The following is a 16,303-nucleotide window of genomic DNA, read 5'->3' as shown; positions in this document are numbered from 1 at the left end:
GTGGACAGGCCACAGGCCCTTCCCTGCAACCAAGCAGCAAGGCAAAAACGGGACAGGTCAGAGACCTGTCCCTACCTGCTTCGAGTTGGTGACTCGTTGGATTCTTGCGAGCTACTGCTCGCGGCGCTTCGTCTCGCCGATTAGCCTACGCCGCAAGATCGCGCCGTGGTCGGTGATCGGCGTCGACCCGGCGGCGATGGACGCGGGCGATGCGCTGATCGACTGGCGGCGCGGCGGCGAGGTCGGCTACCGCTACTGCCACCTGCTGTCGCAGGCCGAGGTGCGGCAACTGGCCGAGGAGAGCTTCTTCCGCGTCGGCGACCAGTTCACCGCCGACGGCGGGATGAACCTGTTCAGCGTGTTGAGGGCGTAAGAAAGACTGCGCGAAGAATTTGACAAGTGGCTTGGGAATCGTCTATGCTCGTTTCACCTATTGGAAGAGGGCTGGCTAACACAGTATGGCTATGGCGAACCTTGGATTCACACCAACCGCCCCTCCATTAGTTACCTGACACGTGATGAACTTGATTCCCAATAACAAACAGCATAACACGTTGTCGCCACTTTACTAGCAAGTCCGAAGAACAGTCCGGTTTATCGGGTTCGCCATGACCTAATTGAGGGATAGCAACATAGTCGGTCACCTCATCCAATCCTGTAGTCAATGACAGTTGAGGCTTCAAATGGCTCGAATAATAGTGGCTCCCGATGATTTGGAGCGTTTCGCCCGGTCGCTAAGGCGGTTCACGGACGAAGTTTCTGAAGGAGCATCTGAATTACAAGGACAGTTCGCTGGCCTTGGACAGACTTGGAGTGACCGCCAGCATGCGAAATTTGCCGAGGAGTTCAAACAAATGATGCTTGCGCTCGAGGAATTCACTCGTGCAGCCGATGAACAGATTCCGTCCTTGCTTCGTAGAGCTCAGCGAGTACGTGAATATCTAGATCAGAGATGAGGGAGATTACTTTGACCTCCGATTCAATGTCAACAGCACCCAAGCCTTTCGTATTTGTGCTTATGCCTTTCGATTCGACTTTTGATGACATCTACAAATTTGGCATTAAGGGAGCGGCTGAGGAAATAGGTGCATATGCTGAACGCGTAGATGAACAGATATTCACTGAAGGCATACTTGATCGCATCTTCAATCAGATTCACAAAGCAGACGTAATTGTTGCGGACATGACGGGGCGGAGTCCAAACGTCTTTTATGAAGTTGGATACGCACACGCTCTGGGGAAAATCGTCTTGCTCCTTACAAAAGATTCGAATGACATTCCATTCGACCTGAAACACCGACAGCATACCATCTATGGAGGAAGTATTGAAAAACTGAGGCGAGAGTTGGCCGAGAAACTAAAGTGGGCAATTTCAGAATCTTTCCCGAAACGAGACAGTTCCGATAGAGTCCTGCCCACAGATTATCTTCAATTGGATATTGAAGGTTTCCGCGTCTATCCGGCTCCAGTTGGAATTAGCGGGCCAACAATCTCTAAGCGGCTCTATTCGCAAGCAGGGGATTTCGTGACGTTACGACTAGAAGTAAAGAATTCAGGTACTGTTGAGTCTCCGCCCATTGAATCGGCTTTCCTATTTTTTCGTCCTCCATCTTTCCTACAACCCGTCTCAAGTTCTCGAAAAAATGAACAAACGGGTGAGGCCGTTGAATCGCAGGATGTGTCTGAGTCCCAGGCCGAAGACGGTCTTATTTTAGGGGTGTCATTGGGATGGAAAATACCGTCGCTTCCCAGCAAGGCATCTCATTCCCTTCAGATCAACTTCAAAAGAGACCCCTTGTTAGATTTCGAGGATGATATCCCGATGCGTTTGAGATTACACTTTCCGCATCGCTTCCATGATTATCCGTTTGTGCTGCTCTATCATCAAGAAAAACCATTCTCTGTCCGTTGAAGAAATCTATTTAAGCGCCCACATATAAACGCCTTGAAAGCAATTGACGATCCTGTGACTCGAGCCGCCTGGAATCACATCCACTTTGACTTTCGGGACACAAAACATATCGGGGCAAAACGTGTTTTGGAGCAAGCATTGAGTCCGTTGTGAACTAGGCGGGTCGCGAGAAAGAGAATTGCCTACGAAGTAGAAGCGACGCTTTCACCAAGTTCGGGGCGTGTAACAACTGGTCACGCACCCGGAGTAGCCATTAGTCGCGCCCGCATTACCAACACCACGATGGTTGCATGTAGCAAATGAGGGCGGGCTGAGTAGCCCGCCCCGTCTCTTCATACCATCGTAAGTTACTGCAATTTCTCGAAAATCCCCGCTGCGCCCCTGTTGCATCACGCGTACATCAACCGCCCTTTGGGATCCGGAATCGGGCGACCCAGTTCCCGTGCCGTCTCGATCCATTCCTGCATGATGACCTGCGCGTTGGCGACGGCATCCGCGTAGCTCTTGCCGTCAGCCATACAACCCGACAGTTCCGGGACCTCGACGATATACGCTTGATCCTCGTTCGACCAGTAGACGATTAGCTCGTACCTTAACCTCATCGTCGTCTCCAAGACGGAATCGCAAGATCAATTGCCGCACCCGATGCCAGGGCACTCTACTGCAAATTCTCGAAAATCCCCGCCGCGCCCATGCCGCCGCCGATGCACATGGTGACCATGCCGTACTTCGACTTGCGGCGCTTCATCTCGCCGATCAACTTCGCCGTCAGGATCGCGCCGGTCGCGCCGAGCGGGTGACCGAGCGCCACCGCCCCGCCGTTGACGTTGATCTTGTCCATGTCCATCTCGAGCGTGCGGATCACCGCCAGCGCCTGCGCCGAGAACGCCTCGTTCAACTCAAACAGGTCGATCTGGTCGAGCGTCAGCCCGGCGAGCTTGAGCGCCTTCGGGATGGCGACGACCGGGCCGATGCCCATGATCTCGGCGGGGACGCCGCCGACCGCGAACGCGATGAAACGCGCCAGCGGCTTGAGGCCGAGCGCCTCGGCGCGCCCGCGCTCCATGACGACTGCCGCGCCCGCGCCGTCGCTGGTCTGCGACGATGAGCCGGCCGTCACGGTGCCGCCGTTCTTGAAGACCGGCCGCAGCTTGGCCAGCGCCTCGCGGGAAGTGTCTTTGCGCGGCCCTTCGTCGGTGTCGAAGGTGTAGTTGCGCGCCCGGCGCTTGCCGCTCTCGTCGAGGTCGACGTACTCGACCTGCAGCGGCACGATCTCGTTCTTGAACTTGCCACTCTCGATCGCCGCGATCGCCTTCTGGTGCGAGTGATACGAGAACTCGTCGGAGTCGGCGCGGTTGACGTTGTACTTGTCGGCCAGGTTCTCGGCGGTGATGCCCATGCCGGTATACGCCGCCGGGTACTCCTCGGCGAGGTACGGGTTCGGCTTGAAGCGGCCGCCGCCCTGCGCGCTCGCGCTCATCGACTCGACGCCGCCGGCGACGAACACTTCGCCGAACCCGGCGATGATGCGCTCGGACGCCAGCGCGATGGTCTGCAGGCCGGACGAGCAGAACCGGTTGACGGTCTGGCCCGGCACCTCGGTCGGCAGGCCGGCGCGCTGACAGATCACGCGCGCCATCTGGTAGCCCTGCTCGCCCTCCGGCGTGGCGCAGCCGATGATGACATCCTCGACCTCTTTGGGGTCGAGGCCGGGCGCGCGCGCCAGCGCTTCCTTCACGACCATCGCGCCCATATCTTCCGGACGGTAGCGCGCCAGCTTGCCGGCCGGCGCTTTGCCGATGGCCGTGCGCACGGAACTGACGATGACTGCTTCTTTCATTCTGCGCCTCCTCGAGTGGTGTCGGACTGCCTGCAAGCGCCGGTTCGCTGTGCGCCCGCCGCATGGATGGATTGCCTAGACTTCGTTCGTCAGATATGCCTGCGTCGTGCCGATGCTGAGGGTTTTCTCGTTGAACTTGGACTCGTCGCCGAAGGTGACGCCGGTATCGCGCGCCGTGCGCAGCAACTCGCTGTCCGGCGGCACCAGCTTCAACTGCTCGACGGCCTGCTCGATCGGCCACGAGACCACGCGCCAGCCCTGCAGCGCGGCCATCTGCCCGAACTGGCCCTGCGCGATCAGGTGCGCGGCGGCCGCGCCGAAACGCGTCGCCAGCAGCCGGTCGAATGCGGTCGGGCTGCCGCCGCGCTGCAGGTGCCCCAGCACCGTCACGCGCGTCTCCTTCTTCGTCGCCGCGAAGATGGCATTGGCCACCTCCTGCCCCATGCCGCCGAGCCGCTGGCGCGATGTGTCCTGATAGACCCGCTCGCCGCCGACCGGCGTTGCGCCCTCGGCGACCACGATGATGCTGGAGTGCCGCCCGTACCGCGCGCGCGCCTCGACCATCTCGAACAGCGGTTCGTAGTGGAACGGAATCTCCGGGATCAGGATGGCGTCGGCGGAGCCGGCCAGCCCGGCCTCCAGCGCGATCCAGCCGGCATTGCGGCCCATCACCTCGACGACCATGACGCGGTGGTGGCTTTCGGCCGTGGTCTGCAGGCGGTCGATGGCGTCGGTCGCGACCGACAGCGCCGTGTCGAACCCGAAGGTCACGTCGGTGCCGCACACGTCGTTGTCGATCGTCTTCGGCACGCCGACCAGCTTGACGCCTTTCTTCATCAGCTCGAGCGCGATCTTCAGCGAGCCGTCGCCGCCGATCGCGACCAGCGCATCGATGCCAAGTCCGTTCAGCTTGCGCACCAGATCGTCGGAACGGTCGAAGATCTCCACCCGGTCGCCGATCTGCACCGGGTAGCGAAACGGGTTGCCCCGGTTGGACGTGCCGAGGATCGTGCCGCCGATGCGCTGGATGCCGCGCACGTCCTTGTAGTCGAGCCGGCGCACGTGGCCGGTAAACAAACCCTCGTAGCCGTCTTCAATGCCCAGCACTTCCCAGTGATACTGGTTCATGGCCGTCAGCACGACGGCGCGGATGACGGCATTCAGCCCCGCGCAGTCGCCGCCGCCCGTGCTGACCGCAATGCGTTTAGTAGTCATATTTCACGAATCGGCCAAGTGCGAATTGTTTCACTGATTGGACTTGAAGATGCCCTAATGACCGTGTCATGCTGAACGCGAAGGCAAAAACTGCGCCATTCTGGGCGTTACGCGCGTGACACATCTCAACCCGCGATCTTCTGCAACAACGTGGGCCACAGATTTCAGGCCCTTCGCGCGCGTGGCGCTGTATGAAGGCTTAGTGCTACCTTCGCGCTCAGGGCGACAGTATTAGTTGCGCACCGGCCGCCCCGTCTGCAGGAAAGCCCAGATGCGCTCCATGGTCTTCGGTTGCTGCACGAGCGCGACGAACGCTTCGCGTTCCAGGTCGAGGATGTACTGCTCCGGCACCCACTGCCCGCTCGACAGATCGCCGCCGCAGATGATGTTGGCGAGGTGCTTGGCGACGACGGTATCGTACTCGGTCGCGTAGTTGCCGCCGCGCATGCCGAAGATCGCCACTTTCAGCGTGGCCAGCCCGTCGCGCCCGGTGACGTAGACGTTCTTGTCCTTGAGCGGCGGGCGGTAGCCGTCGCCGACGAGCTTGAGCACTTCGCGCTTCGCCTCGCCGAGCAGGCGGTCGCGGCCGAACACGATCCGGTCACTGTCGGTGAGGAAGCCGTTGGCGCGCGCCTCGAAGGCGCTGGCCGAGACCTTGGCCTGTGCGATCGTCTGGAACAGTTTGCCGACGAACGGCTGCGGGTTGACGCCGTTGGCAAACTTCATCGGCGCCATGGTGCGGCGCAGCATCTCCTTGACGCCGCCGCCGCCCGGCACCAGGCCGAGCCCGGTTTCGACGAGGCCCATGTACGTTTCGAGGTGCGCCACGATCCGCGCGCATGCCATGGCGACTTCCGCGCCGCCGCCGAGCGACATGCCCGCCGTGGCCGCGACGACCGGCTTCGGGCTGTAGCGCACGCGCATCAGCAGGTCCTGCAGCGTCTTGACCGCCTTGCCAACCTGCTCGGCCATGTTGCCATCCTGCGCGCCCATCGCCATACCGCCCACGTTGGCGCCCGCGCTGAACGCTTCACCCTCGCTGCCGATCACCATGCCAGCGTACTGCGGCTTGCCCAGTTCGTCGAGCGCCGCGCCCATCATCTCCATGATGTTCTGGTCGATGGCGTTCATTGTCTTCGTGTGGAACTCCAGGCAGAGCACGCCGTCGCCCATGTCGATCAGGCTGGCGCTCTCGTTCGCCTTCAGTTCCTTGCCCTGCGCCTTCAACGCGCCGAGCGTGACGATGCCGGGGTCGGCAGGCAGCGGCTGATATTTCTTGGTGCGCAGATCGTAGTAGCCAGTCGGCAGGCCGTTCGCATAGCGATAGAACGACGGGTAGCCGGCGGCGAGCATCTCCTTGACCCACGGCGCGACGGCGATGTCCTGCGCCTCCATGCGCGCCGCGGTCTCAGCGACGCCGAGCGCGTCCCAGATTTCGAACGGGCCCATCTGCCGCTGGTAGCCCCACTTCATCGCGTTGTCGATCTGGTAGAACTCATCGGCGATCTCCGGCACGCGCCGCGCGGCGTACGCCATGCTGAACGACATCGTGTCCCACAGGAACTTGCCGGCGCGGTCGTCGCTGGAGAGCAGCACCTTCAGTCGCGCGCCGAGCGGCTCGATGCCCATGGCCTTGCCGACCGACTCGAAGCGGATCTTCTGCGGCGCTTTGTACTCCATCGTCGCCGTGTCGAGCGCCCAGTACTCGCGCTTGCCGTCCGCCGACTTGACTTCCTTGTAGAAGCCCTGCCTGGACTTGTTGCCGAGCCAGCCGCGCTTGACCATCTCGGCGCGCAGCTCGCGCGAGCTGGTGTCGCGCATGATCTCGCGCGACTCGTCGTTGGGGATCAGGTCGTACAGGTTGCCGCCGACTGCCGCCGCCACGTCGAGGCCGACGAGGTCGAGCAGGCGGAAGGTGGCCGTCTTGGGGTTGCCGATCAGCGGGCCGGTGATGGCGTCCACTTCCTCGACGCCGTAGCCGTGCTTCGCGATGTAGTTCGAGGTGAACGCGCCGCTCAGCGAGCCGATCCGGTTACCGATGAAGTTCGGCGTGTCCTTGCAGATCACGACGCCCTTGCCCAGCACCTGCGCGCCGAACGCCTTGATCGTCGCCAGCACCTCGGGCGCGGTGTCGGGGGTGGGGATGACCTCCAACAGCTTCAGGTAGCGCGGCGGGTTGAAGAAGTGCGTGCCGAGGAAGCGCTGTTTGAACTCGGCGCTGCGGCCCTCGGCGATCTTGCCGATCGGGATGCCCGAGGTGTTGCTGCTGACGATGGCGCCCGGCTTCTTCACCGCCTCGACCCTGGCCATCAGCGCCTGCTTGGCGTCGAGGTTCTCGAAGATCGCCTCGATGATCCAGTCGGCATCGGACAGCTTGCCCATGTCGTCTTCGGTGTTGCCCGTGACGATGCGCTCCGCAAATTCGGGCAGCGCGAAGTTCGCCGGGCTGGCCTTGACGCAGCGCTCCAGTCCGGCGCGCACCAGCCGGTTGCGCACCGCCGGGTGCTTGAGCGTCAGCCCGCGCTTCTCTTCGTCAGGCGTCAGCGTGGCGGGCACGGCGTCGAGCAGGACGACCGGGAAGCCGGCGTTGGCGAGATGCGCGGCGATGGCCGCGCCCATGGTGCCGGCACCGATCACTGCGGCGCGGGTGATGAGGTCTGTCATGGTGGCTCCTTGGATGGTGGCGGAGATTGTGCTGACGGCTTCTAGCGGACGGCGATCGGGTCGCCGGTCGTGATGGCGCCGCCGGTCAGCACCTGCGCGTACACGCGCGACCAGCCCGCGTGCGTCTTTTGCGAGATACGGTTGAAGTCGCCGTCCCGGAACGACCCGGCGATGGTCTGGCAGGGCGAGGTGTAGCGGGTGATTTCGACCAGCACGCAGTCGCCGAGTTGCAGGCGCGTGCCGGGCACGATCGCATCCCAATCGAGACCGGTGATGGTGATGTTCTCGCCGGCCGAGCCGGGGAAGAGTGGATGCCCTTCGCCTTGCAGGGCCAGGATGCGCTCAAGCGCGTACAGGCAGATCGCTGCGGTCGGTCCACCGTGCTTCTCTTTGTTGGCGACGGCGTTGCCGGCGATGCCGTGCATGTCGATCGCCGCGCTGCGCACCGCCTGCTTCGGCACGCCGCCGGCCGGCGACACATTGATCTGAAAGATGCGGCCCGTGTGGCTCATGGACGTTCCTCTGCGGACAACTTTACCACAAAACAGGCGCGAGGGAAAGCAAAAACGGGCGAAAAGCAGGGCGATTCAAAAGTCGCAAGGCCCACCGTGCGACCGTGCCCTGAGCCTGTCGAAGGGCACAGCAATGCACGCGCTTCGACAAGCTCAGCGCCCGCTTCGTCGGATTTTCAGCATGCACTACGACAATTGAATGGCCCTGGGGCGAAAAAATACGGGCGTTCAATTGAACGCCCGTACAATCGAATGCGCGTCCTACCTCCGCTTCGGCTTCAGGTACTTGTCCAGCCAGTCGCCGATGCGCTGCAGGCGGTCGAAGCGCAGGTCGATCGGACCGCCGCGGCTCATGCCGTGGCTCGTCTCGACCGGATAGCGCACGAAGACTGCTTCCTGCTTCAGGAACTTCAGCGCGGTGAACCACTCTTCGGACTGCGCGATCGGGCAGCGCAGGTCGCCCTCGCTGTGGATGACCAGCATCGGCGTGCGCACGTTCTGCACGTAGCGCAGCGGCGACAACTGCCAGCCGAGGTCGATCTCGTCGCCGACCGGGCTGCCGGGCCACAATCCTTCCGGCGGCATCGCCATGTCAGTTGTGCCGACCATGCTCATCCAGTTGCAGATCGAGCGGTCGGTGATGGCGCAGCGGAAGCGGCGGGTGTGGCCGACGGCCCAGTTGGTCATGAAGCCGCCGTACGAGCCGCCCGCGATCGCCATGCGGTCGGCGTCGACGTAGGGCAGGGCCGCGCCGTAGTCGGCCACGGACATCACGTCGGCGTAGTCCAGGTTGCCCCAGTCGCGGTGGATGCACGCGCCGTACTCCTCATCGCGACCGTTGCTGCCGCGCGGGTTGCTCATCAGGACCACGTAGCCGCGCGCCGCGTGCGCCTGCATCTCATGGAAGAACGTGTTAGCGTATTGCCCGTGCGGGCCGCCGTGCACGTACACGACTGCCGGGTACTGCTTCTTCGGGTTGAAGCTCGGCGGCGGGATGACCCAGCCCTGCACCTTCGTGCCGTCCGCTTGCGTCAGCCAGAACTCGCGCGGTTTGCTGACCTCCACGCTCGCCAGCCATTCGCGGTTGGCGTGGGTCAACGGGCGCACGGCCATTTGCAGCTTGCGGCCAACGCCCTTCAGCGCGCCGGCGAACACCTCGCCGGGGTGCGACGGGTCGCTGTGCAGGATGGCGAACGAGCGCACGGCCTGGTCGGCGCTCAGGCCGGACACGCTGCCGGCGCCGCCGTGCAGCCGTGTCAGCGTGCCGCTCGCCACATCGGCCGCGTAGATATGGTCGTTGCCGGAATCGGACACGGTGACGAAGATCTGCTTGCCGTCCGGTGACCAGATCGGATTCGTGTTGCCGCCTTCGCGCACGTCGCCCATCGAATGATCGCCGACCGAGCGGTCGAGCTCCGCGCTCAGGCAGCGCCAGCGCCCACTGGCGCCGCCGCGTGCCGCGACGATGAACAGCCGCGTGTTCTTGGGCCGCCAGCCGATTTCGCCCGACTCGCTGCCGAAGCAGGCGATCCACTGGCCGTCCGGCGACCACTCCAACTGCGACTTCGAGCCGTCGTACGCCGCCACCTTGCGAGCCGCACCGCCGCGCGCCGGCACCGTGTAGATGTCGTTGCGGAAGCGGTTGCGCAGCGCGTCGGCGCCGCGCGCCGACGCGAACGCGATCAGATCGCCCGTGGGCGACCATGCGGGGCTGCCGTTGTCGAAGTCGCCGGTGGTGATCGCCTTGGCCGCGCCGCTGGCGACGTCGCAGACCCAGACGTGCTGGCGCTCGTCCTGGAAGCCGGCGCCGTCGAGCCGGTACGTCACGCGCGCGATGACGCGCGGCGGCTTTGACTTGCCGTTCTCCTCGCGCTGCTTGGCCGCATCGCGCGTCCAGCCCGAAGCGGCTGGACGGAAGGTGAACGCCAGCTTCACACCGCCGGGCGACCAGCGCAGGTCGCCGATGGCGCCCTCGGGCAGGTTCGTGAGCGCGCGCGGCTCACCGCCGTCGAGCGCGGCTAGCCATATCTGCGTGCGGCGGTCTTTGTTGCGGATAAATGCGATCGTGCCGCCCTCGGGCGACCAGCGCGGCGACGTGTCGCTCACCTCGCCGAAAGTGAACTGGCGCGCGTTGCCACCCGCCGTGGGGATCGTCCACAGGTGGCTATAGTACTTGTTCTTGTCCACATCGCCGATCTTGACGGTGTAGAGCACGCGCGCGCCGTCGGGCGATATGCGCGGGTCGCCGACGCCTTTGATCTGGGCGAGGTCTTCAATCGTTATCGGTCGTTTAGGCATGGTGTAGTACTCGCAGTTATATTGGGGAAATGCCTGCGGCGGATGCTATATCCGCCGCAGGGGTTAAGCGTGTGTAATTGTGCCACAAGTCCAGGGCTAATAACCGCCGGCGTACACCATGTAGCCGAAGTACTTGCCCGCCACCGGGTGCAGCGGATCGCCGTTGAATCCGTTGGTCACCGAGGCGGATGCCTGCGCGTCGGCGCGAATCTGCTGGATGATCTGCGCCGGCGTCTTGCCGTTGCATGCGCCTGCCGTGCCGCCATTGCCGATGCAGAGCGCGACCACGCCGGTCACGTGCGGGGTGGCCATGCTGGTGCCGGAGATCGTGTTGTAGCCGCCGCTCTTCCAGGTCGACCGGATGCAAACGCCGGGTGCCGCGACGACATGATTCTGGTCGGCACCCGCGACGGCATAGTTGGAGAACGTCGCGTACTTGTCGTCGAGCTCGCCGGTGCGGCAGGTTGGCGCGCCGCCGACGCCGCCTGCCTGGCCGTCGCTGTCGGATACGGCGCTGACGGTCAGCGCTTCGGAATACGCGGCGGGCACGCTGGTTGACAGGTTCGTCGCGCTGTTGCCCGCGGCGACCACGAACGTGACGCCCTTGGCGGTCGCGTTGCAGATCGCTTTGTGCATGGCGTCGTTGTTACTGTTGCCGCAGTTGTTATCGTTAGAACCGCCGCCGCCGAGGCTCATGTTGGCGACTTTGATGTTCAGCGTGGCCGCGTTGGCCGCCACCCAGTCGATGCCGCAGATAACCTGCGACCAGGTGCCGCTGCCCTGCGCGTTCAGCACCTTGACGGCATAGATCTTTGTGCCAGGAGCGACGCCGACCACGCCGGAGCCGTTGTTCTTTGCGGCGATTGTGCCGGCGACATGGCTGCCGTGGCCGTTATCATCATTCGCATTTCTGTTCGTGCGCACGCAGTTCTTGCCGCTGACCGCATTGAGGTCCGGGTGGGTCAGGTCCACGCCGGTGTCGATGACGGCCACGTTGGCGTTGCTGGCCTGGTGGACGGTCGTCGTCGTGCCCGCGCCGATGCGCCGCACGCCGGTGGGGACGCTGTCGCCCGCGGCGACCGGCACCATGCCGATGGCCCGGACTACGCCGTCGCGGCTGATGAACGCCACGTCGGGATCACCACGCAGCGTTTCCAGTTGCCGCGCGTTCAGGTGCGCCGCAAAGCCTTTGAGCACGCTGCCATAGCGGTGCTCGGCCGCAAAGCCCTGCTCGCGCTCATGCCGGGTGGTGCGCGCATCGCCATCGTCGGCGATCCCGTCTTTGTATACCACGATGTAGGCGTCGTCGTTGGCCGCCTGCACGGCCGGGCTGGCGAGGCCGCTGAGCGCCAGAATTGCCAGCGCCAGCAATGACAGTACGATCTTCTTCATAACAGAGTCCTCCCTTGTTGAACGGCGAGCGGGCGAAGCATTCAAAGCCTTGAGGGCAGGCGCCGCTCGCGATCCGAACACCGGCGGCCGTTGAGCCGCCTGCCGAAAAGTTTAGCACCATAGCAGACGGCGGGCAAAATGCGCCCGCGCGGTTAAAGCAGCCGCAACTGCTGCGCGTTGCTCTCGAAGTCGAGTAGCCAGGCTTTGCGCCACAGGCCGCCGCCGTAGCCGGTCAGTTTGCCGTTGGAGCCGATGACCCGGTGGCACGGGACGATGATCGGCAGCGGGTTGCGTCCGTTGGCCTGCCCGACCGCGCGCAACTGCTTGCGCGTGCCGATCACGAGCGCAATGTCGATGTACGTGCGGGTGCGGCCGAACGGGATGGTCAGCAGCTCGTGCCAGACGCGCCGCTGGAACGGTGTGCCGTGCAGGTCGAGCTTGAACGTGAAGGTGCGGCGCTGGCGGTGGAAGTACTCGTCCAGTTGCTCGACCGCCTCGCGCACGCTGTCGATCGCCGGCGCGTTCGAATGCGCCGGCTCGGCGTCCAGAAAGTCAATCGCCGCGATGCCGTCGGGGCCGCCGCTGATTCTCAAGACGCCGATCTTCGAGCGGTAGTAAGCCGTCGCGCCCGGGACGTCCCGGACCGGCTGCTCGTCGATGGCTGGCGCTGCGCGCTGGTTCGTCTTTGGCATGTCGCTGATGAAAAAAGCCGAGCAGGCATACGTCGCGTGCCTGCTCGGTTGTGACTAATTAGGCCGGTCAGAGACCGGCCTCACCACGAACGCGACGTGAACGTGCGGAGGCGTGGTCTGCGCGCCCGTCCGTGCGGGCGACACGTCGCACCCTTTGGGGTGTCACAGACCGGCCGCCACTCAGGCGCCCTATCCGTTTATCCGTTATACGATCCGTTGACACGTCCGTTGTCTTAGCGCAATTGCGAACTGCTGAAGCCGAGGATGCGCCGCGCGATAATCAACAGGTTGATCTGGCGCGTACCCTCGTACAACTCGCCGATCTTGCTGTCGCGGAAGAACTTCTCGATCAGCAGCTTTTTCGAGAAGCCGAGCGGCCCCAGCCACTCGACGGCCTTCGCGCTGATGTAGACGCCCGCCATGCCGCCCTTGACCTTGCACATCGACGCTTCGGCGCTGTTCGAGACGCGGTTATCGCTCATCCACGCGGCGCGCTTGGTCAGCAGCCACGCTTCCTGCAGTTGCGCCTCGCACTCGAGGTAGTCGCGCTCCATCGCCGTCAGCAGGTGCTTCGGCTTGTCGTAGCGGATCTGGACGCCGACCTTTTCTAGTTCTTCGCGCCACATTTCGAGCGCGGCGCGCGCCACGCCGATCGCGCTGGCCGCCACCGCCGGGCGCGTGGCGTCGAACGTCATCAGCACACCCTTGTAGCCTTCGGTCGTCTGCTTCTGCCCGACCTCGGCCGTGCCGAGCATGTTGTCGTACGGGATACGGCAGTCCTGCAGGAGGATGGTGGCGGTGTCGCTGGCGCGGATGCCGAGCTTCTTCTCGAGCTTGACGATTTTCATGCCCGGCGTGCCCGCATCCACGATGAACGACTTGATGCCCGCGCGCCCCGCCGACGGGTCGATCGTCGCCCAGATGACCACGAAGCCTTTGGACTTCTCGCCGGCCATCCAGCCGGAGGTGCAGAAGATCTTCTCGCCGTTCAGCACCCACTCGTTGGTCGCCGGGTCGTGCACGGCGCGCGTCTTGATGGCCGCGGTGTCGGAGCCGGCGCCGGCCTCGGTGATCGCCATGGCGCCCCACTTCGGTTCGCCTTCCGAAAAGCGCTTGAGGAAACGCTCCTTCTGCGCCGGCGTGCCGGCCGCTTCGACCGCCGCGCCGCCGAGGCCCGAGTTCGGCACCGACAGGTAGATGCCGACATCGCCCCACGCCATCGTCTCGATCGTGTGGATGGTCGCCATGCTGGCGTTGCTGGCGCGGCGCGGCTTGTCGCCGGACTCGGCGGCCTCGGCCGCGCGCTTACGCTGGCGCTCGTACGACGCGAGGTTCTGCTGCTTGAGCGTCTCCCACATGAAGTTGAACAACTCCGTCGGCTTCTCGTGCTCTTTCTCGTCGAATTCGCGCGAGATCGGGCGGATCATGTTCTCCGCCACATAACGGAGCATCTGCACCTGCTGCTGGATCGATTCGGGCGTTTCAAAGTCGATCATGCGAACCTCGTCGTGCGAAACCCGCGCGGCTGCGCAGGTGAGTGTTAGTCCATGCCATCCTTGTGGAAGTCGGGCAGGCGCTTTTCCATGAATGCGGCCGTCGCTTCTTTGAACGCCGGGCGTTTCATGGCGTTCGCGAACTCGCGCCGCTCGCGGGCGCGCGCCGCGGCCAGATCGTTGTCGTGGAGGGTCGCCCACATCAGTTGCTTGACAACATACAGCCCATCCGTCGGGTTGAAGGCGATCTCGTCGGCCAGTTTCACCGCCTCGTCGATCAGCGTGTCGTGCGGCACGACGTGCGTCACCAGGCCGATTTTGAGCGACTCCTCGGCGGAGTACAGCCGCGCCGTCAGCATCATCTCCATCGCGTGGCCCCAGCCGACGATGCGCTGCAGGGTGACGGAGGAGCACAACTCCGGCGTGACGCCCGCGCGCAGGAAGCGCGCCGACAGTCGCGCCGCGTTGGACGCGATGCGCACGTCGCAGACGAGCGCCATCGTCAGTCCCCAGCCGACCGCTGCGCCATTGATGGCGGCGATGACCGGCTTGCCTGTGGAGACGATCTCCAGCCAGTCTTCATACGAGACGGGCGTGCGCTCAGGCGTGCCGGGGCCGGTGTTGCGCGCCCAGCCCGACACATCGGCGCCGGCGCAGAACCCCTTGCCCGCGCCGGTGACGACGATCGCGCCGACCGACGGGTCTTTGTCCCATGCGCGCACCTGGTCGTACAGCTCGCTCAGCATCACCGGGTGCATCGCATTGAGCGAGTCCGGCCGGTTCAACGTCACGACCGCGACCCGCTTGCCGCGCTTCTCTGTGAGAATCATCTCGTGCGTCATCGGTCCGTTGCCTCCCGTGTGAAATTGGACGTGCGCCGTCCTAGGCCAGCGTCAGCCCTTCGATCGTCACGAAGCCGCGCGCGTTGCGCAGCCACATCTCTTCCGGGTTGTCCCGGATGTAGCCATGCCCGCCGAGCACTTGCACGGCGTTGTCGGTGACTTTGTACGCCAGGTCGTCGGCGGTCGCCTTGGCCAGATAGCACTCGCGGTCGGCCGGCAGTCCTTTGTCGAGCCGCCAGGCCGCTTCCCAGACCATCAGTCGCACGCCATCGATCTCCATCGCCATTTCGGCCAACATGAAGGCGACCGCCTGGCGGGTGGCGATCGGCGCGCCGAACGTCTCGCGCTGCTTGGCGTATTCGCGCGAGTGCTCGTACGCGCCCTTGGCGACGCCGACAGCCATCGCGGCGAGCGCGACTTTGGAGTGGTTCAAGATGCGCGTGATGTCGCAGCCGGCTTCGCCGCCGAGCCGCGCCGCTTTCGGTACGCGCACGTCCTTCAGTTCCAGCGCGAAGGTGGGCAGAGCGCGCAGGCCGAGGTTACTCTCGCGCGCGCCGACCGACAGCCCGGCGGTGTTTTTCTCGACGATGAAGCCCTGCGTGCGGAAGCCGTCGTTCGCGTACACGACGAACAGGCGCGACTCGTCGGCCAGCGGTACCAGGCACTTCTCGCCGTTCAGCACGTAGTGGTCGCTGTCGGCGACGGCCGTCGTCTTGAGGTCGCGCGGGTCGAACAACGGGCGCGGCTCGATCAGCGCGGCCGCGGCGGTGGGGTAGAAATCGTCGCCGGTGAAGAACGGCAGGTAGTGCGTTTTCTGCTCCTCGGTGCCGCACAGCAGGATGGCGAAAGCGGGGGCGGCCGGCGCGGTGATCGCCAGCGCGGCCGACAGGTCGCCATAGCCGAGCGCCTCGTAGCCGAGCACCAGGTTCAGCGCAGAATGGTCGCCGAATCCGCCGTACGCCTCCGGGATGTTGCTCGGCGTCAGGCCGAGCGTCCAGCCGGTGTCGATCAGCGCGGGCGGCAGTTGGCCCGCTTCGTCGGCATCGCGCGCCGCCTTGCGCATCTCGTTGTCGGCAAACTTGGTGACGGTTTCGACCAGCAGGTGCTGCTCTTCGGAGAGTTCAAAGGAGATCATACGTCCTCGTGCGTGCAATGAAGAAGTCGCTTGCGCGGGCCTATTTTACTCCCGAACGACCTGGTTGGCTAGTTTTTTTAGATATCAGGGATCGGGTGTCAGGTGTCAGGGGTCAGGGATCAGGGGTCAGGGATCAGGTGTCGGGTGTCAGGGATCAGGGCGCGGGCAGAATACGGAACACGCGGCGCATGACGTTTGGCCTGCGGCTCGGATGAATCGGCGTGAATGGCAGCATGCTGATCTCTGTTATCCACTCTTTGCGACTGCTGCGGCTGAATCTATTCCCTGACACCCGACACCCGATCCCT

General features: G+C 64.0%; 14 protein-coding genes. 3 read left to right on the top strand and 11 right to left on the bottom strand.

The annotated features are described in order from the left end of the window. Positions 1 to 88 precede the first annotated feature (88 nt). The 3 genes from HZB53_21220 to HZB53_21210 all read left to right on the top strand — a co-directional run bounded on the left by HZB53_21220 (position 89) and on the right by HZB53_21210 (position 1,912). A complete protein-coding gene (locus HZB53_21220; protein MBI5880179.1) occupies positions 89 to 373 on the top strand; it encodes a hypothetical protein in 285 nt (94 codons plus the stop codon). A 310-nt stretch (positions 374 to 683) separates the two neighbouring features. After that, positions 684 to 956, top strand: coding sequence for a WXG100 family type VII secretion target (locus tag HZB53_21215; protein MBI5880178.1), 273 nt, complete (start codon positions 684 to 686; stop codon positions 954 to 956). Positions 957 to 967: 11 nt separating this feature from the next. After that, complete coding sequence (locus HZB53_21210; protein ID MBI5880177.1) at positions 968 to 1,912, top strand: hypothetical protein; 945 nt, start codon at positions 968 to 970, stop codon at positions 1,910 to 1,912. A gap of 389 nt (positions 1,913 to 2,301) precedes the next feature. Here HZB53_21210 and HZB53_21205 read toward each other — a convergent pair whose 3' ends face one another. From HZB53_21205 to HZB53_21155, 11 genes are all read right to left on the bottom strand, one after another. Continuing rightward, the gene (locus HZB53_21205; GenBank protein ID MBI5880176.1) at positions 2,302 to 2,514 is read right to left on the bottom strand and encodes a type II toxin-antitoxin system HicB family antitoxin; all 213 of its coding nucleotides are present in this window, start codon (positions 2,512 to 2,514) and stop codon (positions 2,302 to 2,304) included. Positions 2,515 to 2,570: 56 nt separating this feature from the next. Continuing rightward, a complete protein-coding gene (locus tag HZB53_21200; protein ID MBI5880175.1) occupies positions 2,571 to 3,752 on the bottom strand; it encodes an acetyl-CoA C-acyltransferase in 1,182 nt (393 codons plus the stop codon). A 75-nt stretch (positions 3,753 to 3,827) separates the two neighbouring features. Next, positions 3,828 to 4,967: a 6-phosphofructokinase gene (locus HZB53_21195; GenBank protein MBI5880174.1), complete on the bottom strand. Its 1,140-nt coding sequence runs from the start codon at positions 4,965 to 4,967 to the stop codon at positions 3,828 to 3,830. Positions 4,968 to 5,198: 231 nt separating this feature from the next. Continuing rightward, a complete protein-coding gene (locus HZB53_21190) occupies positions 5,199 to 7,631 on the bottom strand; it encodes an enoyl-CoA hydratase/isomerase family protein (GenBank protein MBI5880173.1) in 2,433 nt (810 codons plus the stop codon). A 41-nt stretch (positions 7,632 to 7,672) separates the two neighbouring features. Next, positions 7,673 to 8,143 (bottom strand): MOSC domain-containing protein, encoded by a 471-nt coding sequence (locus HZB53_21185; GenBank protein MBI5880172.1) that lies wholly within the window; start codon positions 8,141 to 8,143, stop codon positions 7,673 to 7,675. Between the two features lie 261 nt (positions 8,144 to 8,404). Next, positions 8,405 to 10,441, bottom strand: coding sequence for a S9 family peptidase (locus HZB53_21180; protein ID MBI5880171.1), 2,037 nt, complete (start codon positions 10,439 to 10,441; stop codon positions 8,405 to 8,407). A 96-nt stretch (positions 10,442 to 10,537) separates the two neighbouring features. Beyond that, on the bottom strand, positions 10,538 to 11,833 hold the full coding sequence (locus tag HZB53_21175; GenBank protein ID MBI5880170.1) for a S8 family serine peptidase: 1,296 nt from the start codon (positions 11,831 to 11,833) through the stop codon (positions 10,538 to 10,540). Positions 11,834 to 11,985: 152 nt separating this feature from the next. Next, entirely contained in the window at positions 11,986 to 12,525 is a 540-nt protein-coding gene (locus HZB53_21170) for a methylated-DNA--[protein]-cysteine S-methyltransferase (protein MBI5880169.1), read from the bottom strand. 233 nt (positions 12,526 to 12,758) lie between these two features. Beyond that, the gene (locus HZB53_21165; protein MBI5880168.1) at positions 12,759 to 14,021 is read right to left on the bottom strand and encodes an acyl-CoA dehydrogenase family protein; all 1,263 of its coding nucleotides are present in this window, start codon (positions 14,019 to 14,021) and stop codon (positions 12,759 to 12,761) included. Between the two features lie 44 nt (positions 14,022 to 14,065). Continuing rightward, a complete protein-coding gene (locus HZB53_21160) occupies positions 14,066 to 14,860 on the bottom strand; it encodes an enoyl-CoA hydratase/isomerase family protein (GenBank protein ID MBI5880167.1) in 795 nt (264 codons plus the stop codon). Positions 14,861 to 14,900: 40 nt separating this feature from the next. Beyond that, on the bottom strand, positions 14,901 to 15,995 hold the full coding sequence (locus HZB53_21155) for an acyl-CoA dehydrogenase family protein (protein MBI5880166.1): 1,095 nt from the start codon (positions 15,993 to 15,995) through the stop codon (positions 14,901 to 14,903). Positions 15,996 to 16,303 lie beyond the last annotated feature (308 nt).

The organism is Chloroflexota bacterium, assembly GCA_016235055.1.
GTDB lineage: Bacteria > Chloroflexota > Anaerolineae > JACRMK01 > JACRMK01 > JACRMK01.
This window is presented reverse-complemented; position numbering and strand designations above follow the sequence as displayed.

Coding starts and splice junctions, on each gene's coding strand:
- HZB53_21165 (MBI5880168.1), bottom strand. CDS start 14,021: ATGATCGACTTTGAAACGCCCGAATCGATCCAGCAGCAGGTGCAGATG.
- HZB53_21215 (MBI5880178.1), top strand. CDS start 684: ATGGCTCGAATAATAGTGGCTCCCGATGATTTGGAGCGTTTCGCCCGG.
- HZB53_21160 (MBI5880167.1), bottom strand. CDS start 14,860: ATGACGCACGAGATGATTCTCACAGAGAAGCGCGGCAAGCGGGTCGCG.
- HZB53_21175 (MBI5880170.1), bottom strand. CDS start 11,833: ATGAAGAAGATCGTACTGTCATTGCTGGCGCTGGCAATTCTGGCGCTC.
- HZB53_21185 (MBI5880172.1), bottom strand. CDS start 8,143: ATGAGCCACACGGGCCGCATCTTTCAGATCAATGTGTCGCCGGCCGGC.
- HZB53_21170 (MBI5880169.1), bottom strand. CDS start 12,525: ATGCCAAAGACGAACCAGCGCGCAGCGCCAGCCATCGACGAGCAGCCG.
- HZB53_21180 (MBI5880171.1), bottom strand. CDS start 10,441: ATGCCTAAACGACCGATAACGATTGAAGACCTCGCCCAGATCAAAGGC.
- HZB53_21195 (MBI5880174.1), bottom strand. CDS start 4,967: ATGACTACTAAACGCATTGCGGTCAGCACGGGCGGCGGCGACTGCGCG.
- HZB53_21155 (MBI5880166.1), bottom strand. CDS start 15,995: ATGATCTCCTTTGAACTCTCCGAAGAGCAGCACCTGCTGGTCGAAACC.
- HZB53_21190 (MBI5880173.1), bottom strand. CDS start 7,631: ATGACAGACCTCATCACCCGCGCCGCAGTGATCGGTGCCGGCACCATG.
- HZB53_21200 (MBI5880175.1), bottom strand. CDS start 3,752: ATGAAAGAAGCAGTCATCGTCAGTTCCGTGCGCACGGCCATCGGCAAA.
- HZB53_21205 (MBI5880176.1), bottom strand. CDS start 2,514: ATGAGGTTAAGGTACGAGCTAATCGTCTACTGGTCGAACGAGGATCAA.